The sequence below is a fragment of the Methanothrix sp. genome (assembly GCF_030055635.1).
Lineage (GTDB): Archaea > Halobacteriota > Methanosarcinia > Methanotrichales > Methanotrichaceae > Methanothrix_B.
This window is the reverse complement of sequence record NZ_JASFYM010000006.1, coordinates 1-15,845: the sequence shown is the minus strand read 5'-3', so window position 1 is coordinate 15,845 and position 15,845 is coordinate 1. Positions and strand designations below refer to the sequence as shown.

17 protein-coding genes are annotated in these 15,845 nt (G+C 55.9%); 2 read left to right on the top strand and 15 right to left on the bottom strand.

What is annotated here, in order from left to right; genetic code table 11:
- The first annotated feature begins 2 nt into the window (after positions 1–2).
- Both QFX31_RS03605 and QFX31_RS03600 read left to right on the top strand, forming a co-directional pair.
- Positions 3–1,424, top strand: coding sequence for an RtcB family protein (locus QFX31_RS03605; protein WP_348530766.1), 1,422 nt, complete (start codon positions 3–5; stop codon positions 1,422–1,424).
- A gap of 37 nt (positions 1,425–1,461) precedes the next feature.
- Complete coding sequence (locus QFX31_RS03600) at positions 1,462–2,199, top strand: RNA methyltransferase (RefSeq protein WP_348530765.1); 738 nt, start codon at positions 1,462–1,464, stop codon at positions 2,197–2,199.
- An 83-nt stretch (positions 2,200–2,282) separates the two neighbouring features.
- Here QFX31_RS03600 and QFX31_RS03595 read toward each other — a convergent pair whose 3' ends face one another.
- The 15 genes from QFX31_RS03595 to QFX31_RS03525 all read right to left on the bottom strand — a co-directional run bounded on the left by QFX31_RS03595 (position 2,283) and on the right by QFX31_RS03525 (position 15,640).
- Positions 2,283–6,080, bottom strand: a complete 3,798-nt coding sequence (locus QFX31_RS03595) for a tetratricopeptide repeat protein (RefSeq protein WP_348530764.1) — start codon at positions 6,078–6,080, stop codon at positions 2,283–2,285.
- Between the two features lie 225 nt (positions 6,081–6,305).
- Positions 6,306–6,938 (bottom strand): YkgJ family cysteine cluster protein, encoded by a 633-nt coding sequence (locus QFX31_RS03590; protein ID WP_348530763.1) that lies wholly within the window; start codon positions 6,936–6,938, stop codon positions 6,306–6,308.
- Positions 6,939–6,983: 45 nt separating this feature from the next.
- On the bottom strand, positions 6,984–7,919 hold the full coding sequence (gene mtrH / locus QFX31_RS03585) for a tetrahydromethanopterin S-methyltransferase subunit H (protein WP_348530762.1): 936 nt from the start codon (positions 7,917–7,919) through the stop codon (positions 6,984–6,986).
- A complete protein-coding gene (mtrG, locus tag QFX31_RS03580) occupies positions 7,920–8,174 on the bottom strand; it encodes a tetrahydromethanopterin S-methyltransferase subunit G (RefSeq protein ID WP_297758058.1) in 255 nt (84 codons plus the stop codon). It abuts the gene before it with no gap.
- Positions 8,175–8,177: 3 nt separating this feature from the next.
- Positions 8,178–8,405, bottom strand: coding sequence for a tetrahydromethanopterin S-methyltransferase subunit F (locus QFX31_RS03575; RefSeq protein ID WP_348530761.1), 228 nt, complete (start codon positions 8,403–8,405; stop codon positions 8,178–8,180).
- Between the two features lies 1 nt (position 8,406).
- A complete protein-coding gene (gene mtrA, locus QFX31_RS03570; protein ID WP_324303748.1) occupies positions 8,407–9,138 on the bottom strand; it encodes a tetrahydromethanopterin S-methyltransferase subunit A in 732 nt (243 codons plus the stop codon).
- Between the two features lie 2 nt (positions 9,139–9,140).
- Positions 9,141–9,491 (bottom strand): tetrahydromethanopterin S-methyltransferase subunit B, encoded by a 351-nt coding sequence (locus QFX31_RS03565; protein WP_348530760.1) that lies wholly within the window; start codon positions 9,489–9,491, stop codon positions 9,141–9,143.
- Between the two features lie 12 nt (positions 9,492–9,503).
- On the bottom strand, positions 9,504–10,331 hold the full coding sequence (mtrC, locus tag QFX31_RS03560) for a tetrahydromethanopterin S-methyltransferase subunit C (protein WP_348530759.1): 828 nt from the start codon (positions 10,329–10,331) through the stop codon (positions 9,504–9,506).
- Position 10,332: 1 nt separating this feature from the next.
- Positions 10,333–11,022, bottom strand: coding sequence for a tetrahydromethanopterin S-methyltransferase subunit D (mtrD, locus tag QFX31_RS03555; RefSeq protein WP_348530758.1), 690 nt, complete (start codon positions 11,020–11,022; stop codon positions 10,333–10,335).
- Entirely contained in the window at positions 11,019–11,924 is a 906-nt protein-coding gene (gene mtrE / locus QFX31_RS03550) for a tetrahydromethanopterin S-methyltransferase subunit E (protein ID WP_348530757.1), read from the bottom strand. The genes mtrD and mtrE overlap by 4 nt, the downstream gene beginning before the upstream one ends.
- 430 nt (positions 11,925–12,354) lie before the next feature.
- A complete protein-coding gene (locus QFX31_RS03545) occupies positions 12,355–12,507 on the bottom strand; it encodes a hypothetical protein (protein WP_348530756.1) in 153 nt (50 codons plus the stop codon).
- A gap of 53 nt (positions 12,508–12,560) precedes the next feature.
- Entirely contained in the window at positions 12,561–13,097 is a 537-nt protein-coding gene (locus QFX31_RS03540) for a CDP-2,3-bis-(O-geranylgeranyl)-sn-glycerol synthase (protein WP_348530755.1), read from the bottom strand.
- Positions 13,098–13,304: 207 nt separating this feature from the next.
- Entirely contained in the window at positions 13,305–13,817 is a 513-nt protein-coding gene (locus QFX31_RS03535; RefSeq protein WP_348530754.1) for a nitroreductase family protein, read from the bottom strand.
- A gap of 57 nt (positions 13,818–13,874) precedes the next feature.
- A complete protein-coding gene (locus tag QFX31_RS03530; RefSeq protein ID WP_348530753.1) occupies positions 13,875–15,104 on the bottom strand; it encodes a cytochrome c biogenesis CcdA family protein in 1,230 nt (409 codons plus the stop codon).
- A gap of 20 nt (positions 15,105–15,124) precedes the next feature.
- Positions 15,125–15,640 carry a thioredoxin family protein gene (locus QFX31_RS03525; protein WP_348530752.1) on the bottom strand — a complete coding sequence of 172 codons (516 nt, stop codon included), beginning with the start codon at positions 15,638–15,640 and terminating at the stop codon, positions 15,125–15,127.
- Between the last annotated feature and the right edge of the window lie 205 nt (positions 15,641–15,845).

Sequence of the window (15,845 nt, the reverse complement as noted above, 5' to 3'; positions counted from 1 at the left end):
GCATGCTCAACAAGATAGATGAGAATATTTACGAGCTGCCGATAGGCTACAAGGAGGGGATGCGGGTCCCGGGCAGGATATTCATCTCCGAGTCTCTCCTGGAGATGGTGGAGCCTGGAACAGTGGAGCAGGTGGCGAACGTTGCCACCCTGCCGGGAATAGTGAAGTACTCAATGGCCATGCCGGATGCGCACCTCGGATACGGATTTCCGATAGGCGGTGTCGCAGCATTCCGGGAGGATGGCGGAGTCATCAGCCCCGGAGGTGTCGGATTCGATATCAACTGCGGCGTGCGCCTCCTGCGCACCGACCTTACTGTTGAGGAGGTCAGGCCCGTGATCTCTGATCTCATCGAGGCCCTCTTCAAAGAGATACCTTCGGGGGTTGGTGCCACGAGCAGGCTCCATGTATCAGACAGCGAGCTCACAGAAGCGTTCATCGCTGGAGCGAGGTGGGCCGTGGAGCAGGGATACGGCACGGATGATGATCTGGAGCACTGCGAGGAGAACGGGTGCCTGAAGGGTGCTGATCCGGCGCAGGTGAGCACGAAGGCGAGAAAGCGCGGCAGGCCCCAGTTCGGGACGCTCGGAAGCGGAAACCACTTCCTTGAGGTCCAGTACGTGGGCGAGATATACGATGAGCGCATCGCCAGGCGCTTTGGCCTCTTCAAGGGCCAGGTCACCGTCATGATACACTGCGGGTCCAGGGGCGCAGGGCATCAGATCTGCACAGATCATCTCGAGGTCCTCTCAAGGGCCGTGAGGAAATACAACATAGACCTTCCGGACAAGCAGCTCGCATGCGCGCCCATAGGGACTCCAGAGGCGACGAACTACTTCGGGGCGATGGCAGCAGCCGCAAATTACGCATGGGCGAACAGGCAGATCATAGCCCACTGGACCAGGGAGGTATTCGCGAAGTACTTCGGGGATGTGGAGATGCCTCTCGTCTATGATGTGGCGCACAACGTCGCCAAGATAGAGGAGCACATGGTTGATGGAAGGCTCGAAAGGCTGTACGTCCACAGGAAGGGCGCGACCAGGTCGTTCGGTCCGTCCAGAAAGGAGGTTCCCCAGGACTACAGGGATGTCGGGCAGCCACTCCTGATCCCCGGGAGCATGGGCACCCCCTCGTATGTCCTCTGTGGCCAGGACAGGGCGCTGGAGCTCACATTCGGCAGCGCATGCCACGGCTCCGGCAGGATAATGAGCAGGAGTCAAGCGAAGAAGACCTACAGAGGATCTGATGTGAAGGCAAGTCTCCAGCGGGAGGGGATCAAGGTGATGGCGACAGAGGCTGCCGTGCTCGCAGAGGAGGCGCCGGAGGTCTACAAGCCCAGCCACGAGGTGGTCGAGGTCGTGCATGCGCTGGGGCTTGCGAAGAAGGTGGCACAGATGATACCCCTCGGGGTATCAAAGGGATGAGTTAGATTTAAGAGCTCAAACGAATCCGCAACTGCGGATGAAGCTGAGAGTGGTGCTCGTAGAGCCCAGGTACGAGGGGAACGTGGGCGCGGTGGCGAGGTCGATGAAGAACTTCGGCTTCAGTGACCTGGTCCTCGTCAGGCCCTGCGAGATCGGCTCGTTTGGCATGGCAATGGCAGCTCATGCAAAGGACATTCTGCAGTCCGCCAAACACGTGGACCGCCTTGAGGATGCCCTTGACGGTGTTAATCTCGTCGTGGGCACGACCGGAAAGCGTCTCGGCAGGGATCACCACCATCTCAGGCTCCATCTCCGCGTCCCATTTCTCACACCATCAGAGCTCGCCGAGCGTCTTAAGGACAAAGACGGGACCGTGGCCCTCCTTCTTGGAAGGGAGGACTGGGGGCTCACAAACGATGAGCTCATGATCTCTGATGTGCTCGTCTCGATACCCACTAGCGATGATTATCCCGTCATGAATTTATCGCATGCGGCAACCGTGATCCTCTACGAGCTCGGCCAGGTCAACTCCACCCTGGAGGTCAGGCTGGCCGGAAGGGATATGCTGGAGAGGATATACGAGAGCACGGATCACCTCCTCAGGATCATAAACTATCCGGAGCACAAGATCCGCTACGTTGTGCTGATGCTCCGCCGCATCTTCGGAAGAGCTGAGCTGACTGAGAGGGAGGCGAACACCCTTCTCGGCGTGATTAAAAAGGCGATATGGAAGGTCGAGGGTGAGGGAGCTCAGGCCGACCGGGCAGCTGAATGATAGAGAATAAACAGGGTGCAAACTCCGGCCCTCAGGCCGGAGAGGAAGTCGCATACCCACGAAGATGGCAGGAGGCTATCGATCTATGCGCCTCCTAGCACGATATCGTCTGCGAAATCCACCCTGCAGGTCAGACCCGCGCGGAGCGCCTCGAGCAGGCACTCGACTGTTTTTATTGCAGACATATCTGAGAGGTTCGCCCTCTCCCTGAGTATCTCCTGGAGGCTGCTGACTATGTTCCTGGTCAGCTCTGAGAGCAGTCTCCTCGAGACCCCATCTGACTGCGCCAGGTTCAGAGCCTCCAGATATGTGCTCACAGCTGCGTCTGTTCTCGAGGTCATCAGCTCGCAGCCGGCCATGATCTCGAGGGCCTTTATCTGGAGATCCCTGTAGCCGAGCCTCCTCGCCTGCCTCTCCAGGAGCAGGGCTGTCTCCACCGCCCTGGAGTGATCCTTCCTGTTGAAGTATAGCGTCGCCATGAGCGCGTATGTTGAGAGGAGATCGTACATTGAGTTGATGGATTTGAAGAGCTCCAGTGCTTTCTGGAGGTGAGCCTCTGCATCATCGTAGTCGCCGGAGTTCAGAGAGGCTGCGCCGAGGCTGCGAAGCGCCACGCCCTCATCCCTGGTGAGCCCCATCTTTCTCGCAAGCGCAAGGGCCTTGCTGTAGCAGCTCCTGGCCTCGGCGGGCGCCTGCGACAGGTAAAAATCACCCCACTCGATGTGAAGCCTGATCCTCATTGAATCGTAACCTGTCTTCAGTATGAGCGTCTCCGCCTCAGAGAGGTAGAAGCGCGCCTCGTTCATCTCCCCCCTGTTGAGCTTCACCCTGGCCATCGCGAGGTACGCCTCGCAGAGATCCGGCACCGCGCCAATGCTCTCAAAAGTGGCGATCGCGGAGAGTATATCCTCCTCAGGATCTCCTCCCCTGAGCTCCTTCAATAGCCCGAGGTTCAGACGCGACATGCTGTAGCAGGGAGATGCCTTCAGCGCTCTGAACTCGCTCATGCTTCTTGATAGAAGATCCTCAGCGATCGACCACTCACCGCGGTCTCTGTACACGAGCGCCATGTTGAACATCGTCTCAGCAGCGCTGTACCTGTCGCCGGAGCGCTCGAAGAGCTCCAGGCTCTTCTGGTAATGATCCAGCGCCTCCTCCCAGTGGAATGCATCAGCGTATGCATTTGCCAGTATCCCGTGCATCTCTGCAGCCGCCTCGACATCCTCTGCCTTCTCGATCTCCTCCAGCCGTTTGAGGTAACCCTCGATATCGACAGATGACTCTCCGCGGCATGATCTCACCATGTCTATGTTCGCCTGGAACTCCGCGGCAGCCTCGCGATCCCCTGCACGCATCGCGTACTCCACTGCAAGCCTGAAGTGATCGACTGCCAGCGACCACTCTCCCCTCCTGTGATACAGGAGTCCAAGATTGTTCAGCACCATCGATGAAGCCCTGAAATCGTCGAGCCCCTCGAAGATCTCGAGGCTCTTGTGGTAGAGCTCTATCGCCCGCTCCCACTCGCCCCGCCTGTAGTGTATGCTCGCGATGTTGCTCAGCGTGGCTCCATGGCTCTCCATGTCCCCAACACGCTGGAAGTGCTCCATCGCCTTTGTGTACAGCATCAGAGCCCTGTCCCAGTCCCCTCTCCTGTAAAAAAGATTTGCCATGTTGTTTGTGGTGACTGCCGTGCTGTATCCATCGCCGAGCCTCTCGAAGATCTCGAGGCTCTCTTTGTAGTGCTCCAGGGCGTCATCCCAGAGCCCCTGCTCCGCCAGGATGTTGCCCATCGTGCTCAGAACCGCTGCAACTCCGAGGGAATCCCCCATCCCCCTGAACCTCTCGAGCACCTTCCTGTACTCTGCAAGGGCCTCCTGCCACATGCCCTTTCTCTCATAAACAGATGCGATGCTGCTGAGCACCCTCAGAGCCCCTGAAGCATCGAGAGTGAGATCGATGCACCTCTTAAAGCAATCCAGGGCATCATCCCAGAGGCCGCGCTCCAGCGCGATGCTGCCGAGACCCATGAGGGCATATGCCGCACCCCTCTCGTCTCCAGTCCTCTGAAACGCCTCCAGGCTGGCCCTGTAGCACTTCTCTGCGCTCTCTGCATCCCCGATTCTCTGGTAGAGACCACCAAGGTTCCATGATATCTTCGCGATGCTGGCATCCCCACCATCGAGCTCCATGCTCATCCTGTAGCTCTTTATCGCCTGCAGTATGTCACCCTTCTCCTCGTACACGTTTCCGAGGTTGTTCATCACCGCGGCCATGCCCCTGCGATCGCCGATCGCCTCGAACGTCTCCAGAGCTTCCTGATAATGAGACACAGCATCATCCCAGCGCCTCTGGATCTCGTAAAGGGTCGCTAGGTTGATGTGGGTGTTCGCGGCGCCGTGTACATCCCCGAGCTGCTCCTTCAGCTCCAGGCAGCGCATGTAGTGCCTCTCAGCTGCCCCGATCTCGCCCATGTGCTGATAGACCAGACCCATGTTGTTCAGGGTCTTCGACGCACCCTGCATGTCGCCAAGCCGCTCCTGGAGCTGAAGCGCGTCGTGGTAGACATCCAGCGCCTTCTCCAGATCGCCCATCATCTGGTACACGCTCGCTATGTTCGAGGTGCATGCTGCAGCGCCTCTCAGATCGCCCATCTCGCGCATGAGTTCTGCACCCCTCTCATAGTGCTCCACAGCGCCATCCCACTCGCCGAGGTCTGAGAGCATGTGGCCCATGACTGTGTGTGAAGCAGCCATGCCATCTCTGTCCCCGAGGGCCTCGCTGAGCTCGAGAGATCTCATGAAACAACTGTGCGCCGTCTCATAATCTCTCAACCTGTAGCAAGCGTTCCCCATCTCCCTGAGGGCTTTGGCGAGATCCTGCGATTGTTCCAGGATATCGAGAGCCTCGCGATAACACTCGACAGCTCTTGTCCACTCATCCATCGAGCCGTAGAGCCTTGCCAGGCTCAGAAGCGTGCTCGCCACGCTCTCTCTATCTGATACCTCTCGAAAGCCCTTCAGCGCCTTCAGGTAGCATTCCTCAGCGCTGGAGAACCTGCCCTCGATCGCATGAAGGTCTCCGAGAAGCAGCGCCGTTCTCGATGCCCCGGATCCGTCATGGCAGTGCTCATACCTGTGCATGGCCATATCGAAAAGGTCCTCTGCTCTCCTGGACTCCCCGCGGATCTGGGCTATGCGACCCAGCATCTCCAGAGACCTGCACACGAGCTGTATCTCCCCCAGCCGCTCGAACTCCTCAAGGCACGCCCTGTAGAGATCCTCAGCAGATGCCAAATCCCCCATCTCCCTCCGGATCTCAGCCTCCTCCATGAGCGCCCTCGCGACAGAGCTTCTGTCTCCTGTGGATCTGAACGCATCTATCGCGTCGGTGCTGCACTGCAGCGCCTCATCCCATCTTCTGGCCTCTCTGTATGCCCTGGAGAGTTTCATGAGAACTCCAGCGCGCTCCGGATCTCCGCTTTCCAGATGCGCGAGGGCATCAGTGTAAAGAGAGATCGCCCGATCCCAGTCCTCCACATCCGCATAGATCGATCCGAGTCTTGAGAGAACTCTGACTGTATCTGCTCCTGATGCGAGCTCCAGAGCTCTTGAGAGATGGCTCACCGCCCGTTCGAGCGAACCGAGATGTTGTGATATCATGCCCAGCAAAAACCAGAGTCTGTGATCAGTTGACGAACTCTGCTCTGCGATCTCATCCAGATGTGATAATGCTCTGGATGTATCGGAGGACAGCACCGCCTTTGCCAGCGATGATATGGGCCCATCTGCCTCCAGCGCGATCCTCTCGATCACACTCTGGTCCTCAATATCACCATCCAGGAAGCCTGCGATGGCACACAAGGCTCCGGCCTCATCTACCACGTAATACCTCCTTTACACAGAGAAGCATGATCATGGACAAGATGAATCCCCACCTTGCGGATATCCCCACAATATCCGCCCAGATATTTCCACTGTAGTAAATCTTCTCCTTTATAAAATCTACGTTTTTTGAGGGGCGTTCTATTTCAGGGGCATTTATCCGATCAAAAAGATTCAAAATTCTAAAAAAGATCGATGAACACGCACGTATGCTGCATCCATCGGTCAGCTGGTCCGGGGTCCGCCGGGCATGGTTCTGTACACCACTGCACCGGGCTTGATGGATCCCGATGCGATGAGCTCATTTGTCTCGCGGACAATAGCGCTCATGCGTCTGGAGAAGATCTCCACTGCAAGCTCCCCGATTTTTCTGGTGTCAGCATAATCCCCCCTTCCGATACCCGGGCATCCTGGATTGTAATCTATGCTCAGGATCACATCCCCCGCGATCTCCCGCTCGGATATGCGAAAGGGAAAGAGCCTGCACGCCCTGGGCCTGTGAGGGTATATCCTGCAGCCGTTGTCGTAAAAGACGCAGGTCGTATCCTCCTTGGATTTCAGCACAGGTATATCCAGAATCACCTTAGAACCATCATCTGAGACCCTGATTGTCCTACCGTCATAGGGATGCAGCGTATCCACAAACTCCTCAGGCCTGAGACCACAACTTCTTGATATTCTTGAGATCTCATCCTCATTCAGATGTATGAGATTCGAGCGCTCGACGAATCTCTGCACCTGCTCCGGCGGTATCAGCTCCGAAAACTCGGATGGCCTGCGGTGGTGGCAGCACGCGCCGCAGCGCTGGCATTTGAAGCGAACCCGGTCAAATGACAGAGAGATATAAACTTTGGGCAAAACAGAACTCCTGAAAAGGAAATAAAAGCAGGGCGGAGGAACGCCCTACAGGGTCTTCTTTATCGGGTGGTTCGGATCCAGCACCTCGAGGCCGAGCTCCTGTATCGACTCGGCCTTCATGATGTCGACCATCGCCGCAGCCGGGAATATCATCGGCGCGTTCTCGATCGGGCCGTAGAGGTAGAAGTCAGCGCCCACGATTCCGGCGACGAGGTTTGAGCCGATATCCACAGGAGCGAATGCCTCCTTGTGTGTCTTCTTCCACTTCTTCATCCAGTCCCATGCGGATGCAGCATTGTGGAAGCCGCCTCCGACCGGCAGGCCAAGCATCGCCTTGACAGCGATGCACGCCCTGTATGTGGCTCCGGAGCCGGCGCCCAGCGGCATCGCAGCTGTGTCTATGAGGATCCTCGTTATGCCGCAGTCCTTCGCGTACTCGAGCATCCCCTTCTTCGCGCCGCCTGCAGCCTTCGTGAGTATGTCCATCTTGCCCTTCGTGCCCTTCTCCATCGCATTGAACGCCAGGACTATCGCTGCATCCAGATCGCTCTCCTTCAGCGCCTGGAGCTCATCATCCGTTATGGAGGCGTTGATGGAGTTGTGTATCGCCCTGTCTGCGACCCCGATCTCCGTGGCGTACTTGACACCAAAGGCGCGCACCTCTGGAGCAGAGGAATCGATGAGGAACGGGTAGTCGGAGATCTCCACAAACCAGTCGATCTCCTTCTGCATCGCCTCGTTCGTCTCTGCCACGATCTGGTTCATGCAGGTGTTCCCTGTGATCTCACTCATCTCAACCTGCTGGTTCCAGAGCTTCTCAGCCGCGTTCTTATCAAACACTCCATGCTCCGGATCGGATACTATCTTGTGCCTGGCATAGAACATAGTGCCGATGCAGCAAGTCGGGTACTCGCCAGGCTGACCCCCGATCTTGAACTTGCCGAAGTCGAAGACCTCCTGCTTTCTATCGAACCTGAACATTCAAATCACCTTCACCCAGTTGCCGGCATACATGAAGAGTATGTACGCCAATATTATTATCAGTCCAGCACAGACGCCGTAGGCAACGCCCAGATCCCTGCCCACGGACTTTCCGGCTCTCAGGAACTTCTCAGCCGAGTAGAACTCGATCTTCTCCTCGATCTTATCGAGACGTGCCATTATCTCCCTGTACTGGTCGTGATCGACCACCGCAACAGGGACGACCGGCTTTGTATCCTTCGCCTCATCTGCCAATGCTCACACCCCCATCAGCAGGAACGGCCCCAGCATCATGGCCACGGCGAGGAAGAAGCCGATCGCGAACCCCTGCGGGGTCGCCGCGATGACGCCAGAGCTCAGCTTCGTCTCCCTGGCCAGGAGCTGCGCCTTGTACTTTATGTCGTCCACGACCTGATCGAAGAGGGGCATTGCAGGCTCTATAACAGCCGGAGTTCCCTGCCCGTAAACTATCTCCTCACCTGCCATCTCAGCTCCCCCCTACCATCTTGAGTATAAGCCCGAATATGGCCAGGGTCAGGGTCATTCCAAGCACGATCCCCTCTATCTTGCCCGCGTAAACTCCAGCCTGGAATTTGTTGAGCAGGCCGTTGTTCGTCACGGCCATATCCATGGCCCGTATCCTGGAACGAACCTCAACTACCTCCGCGGCCATCGGCCTGAGACCACCCTCGCCCTCCTCAGCGCCAGCCTCCTTGATCTCGACGATCATCGGCTCGACATCCAGGGCGCCTGGATCCTTGGCGACGAGCTCCTTTATCTTCGCGGTGATGGCGCCCATATCCTCTGTGTCGATCATGTTGATCGTGGTGATCTGCTGCCTCCACCGCTCTATCGCCTCAGGCGTCAGGTTCTGGATGAATGGAATTGCGCCCTTCGCCCCGACGATCCTGCCCTCCTTATCTATTCCGTTGGCAGTGAATGCCTCTATCGCCTGGCCTGTGATGTGCCCCTTGACCTCCATGCCTGTGATCAGCAGGTACCTGATGTTCGGGTTGGAGATCACGTTGGCGACCATCTTCTCTATGCCTATGTTCTCGGTCTTGCACGGCCCGGCCAGAGCGGCACCAGCGGCTATCAGCTCCGAGTTCTTGAGGTGAGAGCCGCAGGTCACGACTGCCACAGGGCTCTCCGGGTTGCCGACCTCATACTCGCCGGTGATCACAGGCCAGGGCTCAGCTGGTTTCTTCTTGAGCACCATAATCATGCACCTCCCATGGCCTTTCTGAGCATCTCAAGCTTCGCCGGATCGCTGAAGACCATGCCGATCAGCACTACAAACGAGATCACAAGACCTATGATGAAGCCGACCCAGACGTTGGTGTAAAGTCCGCCTATGAGAGAGGTCTTTCCTCTGTTCTTGTAGGACTCCAGCAGCTCGTTATCCGGAACCAGCTGGTTCATCAGGTCGTCTGCGATCGCATCAAGCCTCTCAATCCTGTCCATCACCGGATCGAATGTGTAGAGAACCACATCCTCTCTCTGCTCGGCGACCACTCCCTTAAGTGGATCGAAGAGCAGCCCCAGTTCTGGAGATATTCTGACGAATCCCATCTTTGTGCCTCCTCATAGCGCGCTCGGCGGCAGCAGACCTGTTCCAACAACAGCCGCTGCATCCCTCTTGACCAGCCTGTAGTACCAGACGTAGAAGTAGTACCATGCGGCCGCGCCGATCACGATGGTTATGATCGCTGCAGTGGTGCTGAGCGTTGCAAGGGAACACAGACCGACTGCGACGACTGCGAGGGAGCCGACCATCAGCCCGTTCACCAGTGTTCTGTCCTGCTTCTCGTCCGGTCCGAGGTTCGCGTTGAACGGATGGAGAATCGCAAGGCCGCCGCAGATGAATACTATCGCAAGGTATCCGGTGTTGAAGACCTTAGCTACCATGTCTGCATATGCCAGCGATCCGGAGATCGCATAGGACCAGCCGATTATCGCCATGGCGCCTGCGCCTGAGAGGTCTGTTAGACCCTCCTCCATGATCGGTATGTTGAAGCCCATGACCTTGTTTGCGATCGCACCCACGATGTAGCCGAAGATCATCGCATAGACCAGCGCTATGATGACGCCTGCCATTGATACGCCCAGCTGCTCCGCAGTCGAGAGGCCAAACGACGCACCGACTATGCCCATTCCCAGCGCAAGCATTCCTATCGATGGCACACCGGTGCCGATACCATAGCCGCAGACCCTTCTTACGGCATTCGCCCCCATGACAGCAGCCGCGACGGCCCCTGCTGCGGCAAGGATCGAGAATATGTCTGTACCGAGAACGCTGTTGAGAATGGCTGCGAGGTATATGCCCACAAGAGCTCCACCAATCCCGTAGATTCTGAGCTTCTTGGCATCTATTGCAGAGGGTGCTCCTCCTGCCCCCCCTCCTACTGTCATCTCATGCACCTCCTGTTATTGTGACAGCCACAAGCGCCAGGATCACGGTGGCCACCAGGCATGATCTGAACGCCTTCGGCCATCTCTTGAACTTCGGATCGTGGAACCCCTCGATCGTTCCCTGGATGTTCCATGAAGCCAGAACCGCGTTCACCAGGAATATGCCGATCGCGAAGAGCGCGCTCAGGGATGGGTTGTGGTTTGTCATCATCAGCGGGTAGTAGATCATCGCGCCGCCGAGACCGCCCATGAACGCGCCGATCGTGCCGCTCACATAGCAGACTGTGGGTATTCCCTGTCCGACAGTTCCCGGGGCGACATATGGTGGCTGTGAGTATCCTGTGATGGGATCGTAGTTTACCTTGGCTGACGCAAACGGAGCGCCCACCGCGTAAGCGTAGATCCACCCACCAGCCATCATCGTGGTATCCATCATTATCATTGCTCCGACAGCTCCTGATGCCAGGATTGGCCAGATGTTATCTGTGACAGACATCATGAGACCGGCTGCCAGCAATCCGGTGAGGCCGGATCCAGCTGCCAGCTGAACCGTGCCCGTGCCAACTCCTGTGGCCTGTGCCATGGCTGCAGGCGCACCGCCGACAGGGACGAAGTGGACGCCCACGCCTACAAGCAGCCCACCCACTACGATCTCCAGAATGTACACAATGGTTAAAGCATCAAAGTTCATGCTGCGATATCCCCCTTGTACCCTGGATACGGGCCGTACTTCTTTCTTATCGAGGTCTCAACGTAGAAGTTATACAGGTTCATAATTATCACGAAGAAGAGACCCATACCAATGGCCAGACCGGCCTGCGTCACCGGGTCGAAGACTGTGGTGCGCCAGTTGTCCAGGAAGACCGTCAGGCCGAATGCAAGCCCTGTGAGCGGCCCTCCGAGCTTTGTGCAGAACCATGCGTTGTCTATGGAGTTCCTCAATCCAGCCTCGGCCTTTCTCACAATCTGGCCTGAGAGCATCGTGTTGAGACCCTGACCGAAGAGCCTCCACTGGAACTCACGCTCGCCTCCATAATGAATGTCACCAACAGAAGAGCCGATCGCACCGACAGTCAATCCCCAGATCAGAGCGATAACAGGCATCGGGAACGGATGGTGTGGTGTCAAAATCTGAGTCTGTATGTATGCTATGCATGTTATGCAGAAAGCTGTTATCCATGCATGTGCCATTATGGATGTCGTTGTGTAACGCACTATATCCAGATAGATCCACTGGTTGAACCTGCGCTGGCTTGCGTTCCTGCCAAAGTAAGCGCTTGTCGAGAAGACTCCATTGAAGAGCGCTGCAACCGACGCGCCTATGGCTATTGCGAAGAGCGCAGGCATTGCGAACTTTGTTATCAGCGTGTAAGCCACAACAGCAGCGGTTGTAGCCCAAAGGGCGTTCGCTGGTGGCTCGCCTGAGATAGCCTTGTTGTATATCCTGTGGGGGTTTCCGACCTGAGCAGCAAGCTGGACCTGCGAGTTCGGATTGCTCTGAGAGCCCACATCCGACTCGATATCCTCGCTGGCTCCAGCAACGGTCGCAAGGGCCCCCATAGCAGCGACGAGCCCCATGCTCAATGCGTCCATTTTTCCTCCTCCTATTCATTTTCGCCAAATCATTATGACAAATTTGGCTAATAACGCTGTCTTATCCTTTAGCCAGGCTTATAAAGGTTTCGCGAACAAAAACCATTGCTGCATATCAGAATTAAGATTCATATTACCATAAATTTTGTTTTGTGCACCGGCTGGGGTTGTATGCTCACATCACTGAATGATTCTGCTGAAATCTACGGCCCTAACCGTGTGATTTCATGAATGAGGACAGATGGAAGCGCTGTAGATCTCAATGATAGTACACAACCCACCGGCCGGTCATGTGACCGAATCACGGACCAACCGTGAACGGCACAATGATTTATGGATGGTGTGTCAGCTGATATCTGTCTGTGTTAGGAGCCCACGATACAGAGCATTGCTTTTCACATCATAGCAGAGAATATTAAAGATGCCGGTCTCAGGAGGCCAGCATCTTGACCAGATATGCGACTATCAGGGAGAAAACACCAAAACCCAGGATGGCTATCAGCGGGAGATATGCCATCTTTCCGGAATCCTCGCCCATAGGCGGGACGGTCTTCTGCTCAAAACCTCGCATGTACTCAGCCACAATCTCACCTCCTGAGGATCAGAGAGACATGATATGTATTCAATCTTTTGATCTCACCATGGCTCCTTCTTCGCTCCGATCATGTAGCCTATCACATTTGCGAAGCGATGGAGAACAGGTGTTATCAGAAGAACGAGGATTATAACCGGAGAGGTGAACTGTGCATTGAACCACTCTGGAGCGAGCAGAAATGTGAGAGCCCATGCGCCCATGACAAAGTCGAGCTGGTCGACGAGAAAGAATGATGCCCCTCGCTCCATCCCCAGCCTTCGCTTGATGAAGCTGGCTGCAAGATCGCCGAGCATCGATCCCGCTGAGAGTCCGAAGAGAACGAGAAAAAGCTTCATCCCATCGCCGAAGCCCGGAAGACCAAAGACTCCGGCGATGCTGTTCTGAAGCAGACCTACGGTGATTCCCCCGATGATTCCGGCGATCGTGCCACGAACCGTCTTTCCGTTTCCAAACACACGGTGCCCGTCTGGAAGGCTCATCCCCAGATCTAGAGGCGTGCCACCACCGAAAAGCGCTGCGAAGTTGTTTGGCACATACGCAGGCAGCATCAGCCAGATGGAGTGTACGATTATATTCATTGGCTTAATCAACCAGCAGCAACCGCTATATCAAGGTATCTGAGGTGGCCTCCTCCAGTGGTATGGGGCCTTCTGCCTGCTCTGTGGTCGCGAGATCGGGGCGTTCACCTGCCACAAATGCCAGAATGATACCACATCGCATACCCTGAACTCAGCGATACGATTACACCTGGATACATCCCGCATGCACCATTCAGGCGGTCTTTTTCAGTCTGATGTTATCTTTCCGTACTCCAGCTCATCCTTCGGCACAGACGGCTTGATCTCGTCAGGGTAGCCGATGGCGATGATCGACTCCACACGGAGATCCGCCGGAAGACCGAGAACCTCCCTCACGTACTCCTCAGAGGTCTTGTGCGCATCATGCATCCTGTTTCTTATCTGGATCCAGCAGGATCCAAGGCCAAGGCTGTGGGCTGTGAGATGCAGGATTATGGACGCTATCGAGCAGTCCTCTATCCACACATCAGACTCGCTTTCTTTAGCGCAGACCACGACCCCCAGACGGGCGTTCCGGAGAAACAACGACCCGCTCTCCTTCGCCCGCGATAGCTCCTCAAGCTTCCTCCTGTCTCTTATGAAGAAGAACCTCCACGGGTTTATTCCCCGTGACGTCGGCGATCTGAGAGCAGCTTCCTTTAAGATCTCGATCTTCTCAGGCTCGATATCCTTTGCCTTATACCTCCTTATACTTCTCCTGCTCCTGAGCAGCTCTATCATGTCCGGATTACCTCCTCTTTGGCCTGAAGGCCGGTGTTTGTGCCCTGCTGCTTTCTATCACCATAAAGCATACCCAAAGTACCTTGCTGCGAACAGCACTCCAAGCACCATAACAAGAATCCCGAAGATCCTTGTGATGTAGCTGCCTGCTGATATGTATCTGTCTGCAATTTTTGCTGCAGCAGACCTTGAGAGCGCTGCCATCGGTATCACAGGCACCCCATGTCCGAGACCGAAGATGAACAGCATGATCCCGCCTCCAAGTGGCGAGACGTCCTGTGAGATGAGCCAGATTATCACCGGAAACACAAGAGATATCGCGCATGGGGCCCAGCCCAGAGAGAAGAATGCTCCGAGGAAGAACGCGCCCACGGTCGATGATCGCTCGAATATCCTCATGGATATGTTGATCAGGCGCTCCAGGTAGCTCTTTCCAGATCTCTTAAAGATGAAGATCGAGCCCACGATCTCGCCCAGGGGGATGATGCTGCTCATTCCCAGCACGATCAGCAGCACTCCAGCAGCGAGATCAAAGAACCTGGAGCTGCGCATGAAGATGCCGAGCTGGGATACGAAGAGTCCGATCACAAAAAACACTGCTGCCATGCCGATTGTAAACGAGAGACCAATCGCCAAGCCCTCTCTGTAATCAACTGCGCTCCTCTCACGCCTCTTTCTGGAGATAATGTATGAGAAGAGAGCCGCAAGAAGAGCCACAGAGCATGGCGAGAGCGATGTCATTATCCCGAGCGCGAACATGCCGAGGGCAGAGGTCCCGGCGCTCGATGCCGAAAGCCAGCCCGGGCTATTCTCATCAGCGCTCTTCAGATCGGCATAGAGCTTCTCAGAGCTCTGGATGCCGTCGATCAGCCCCCTGCCTATCTGGTAGACGCGATAGACCTTGACAGCATCGCCATCAGAATTCAATATTATTATCGTCGGGTTCGAGAAGCCCGTGCCCGAGGACCAGTAGTCCATGTACGGTCCAGCTGCAGGATACGGCTGGAAGTCCTCAATCCAGGGCCATGTCACGTTCACCCCCCACCACGAGATGGCAAGAGAGCTGCCATTCGCAGAGTAGGGGTTTTTACGTATGTTTATCGTGAGAATATCCGCATCAGTATGCTCAGCCGCGAGCCTCGCGATCTCAGCGGTCTGTGCGGAGAGGACCTCCTCGCACTCCCTGCATATCGGGCTCTCTATGTTTGTGATGTACAGGAGAGATGGTCCAGGTAGGCTCTCCGGTGCAGCCTCAGCAACGAAGGAAGAGCAGATCAGCAGGATCATTAAAAAAAGAATCGACCTCATCAGGCCCCAGCCCATCCGTCTCTGTTCTCCCTGTAAAGAGCGATCGCATCGTCCAGGTACGATCTGATCCAGTCCTCTCCGGTGATGTCCTCAGAGCTGTGCCATCCGACCTTCACATCGCCATTATCATTCACCAGGGTGATAACCACTGTGAGCGGCACGAGGGCCTTTCCGCCGTCCGGGTCGTAGACTATAGCATCAATGGCACGCGCATCCGAATCTCCAGAGAGATCGAAGAGCGTCACATCCCCGGAGTAATCCTGCATCACTTTATCAACAGCCTCCTTCTGTGGTGCACAGTAATCGCAGTTCAGATGCACGAAAATCAGAACCGGTTTATCCTTCAGGGCATTCAGAACCCACTCTGGATGGTTCACGGAGCCGCCTGCATTTGTATTATCATCAGGATACGATACCCACCAGTCGTCCTTTCCAGCGCCGACAGAATGCTCTGCCCCCATCGCTGAGAGTGAGAGCATCAACAGAACCGCCATCAAGCTGTATGGCTTCAACATACGACCCCCAGTGCGGTCTCTCCGCACCAGCTCTGCTTTCGTGGGTCCGCATAAATCAATTTCGGTTCAACATATGTGGTGTGGAGTCCTGAAATTATTTCGCCATCGTTCCAATTGTATGCGGTTTGAATTATTCATATTTTATTCACAACCCGAACAACCTGTGTGCGATTGCGAAATAGGCTTCTAAAGGCATTTTTCGCCT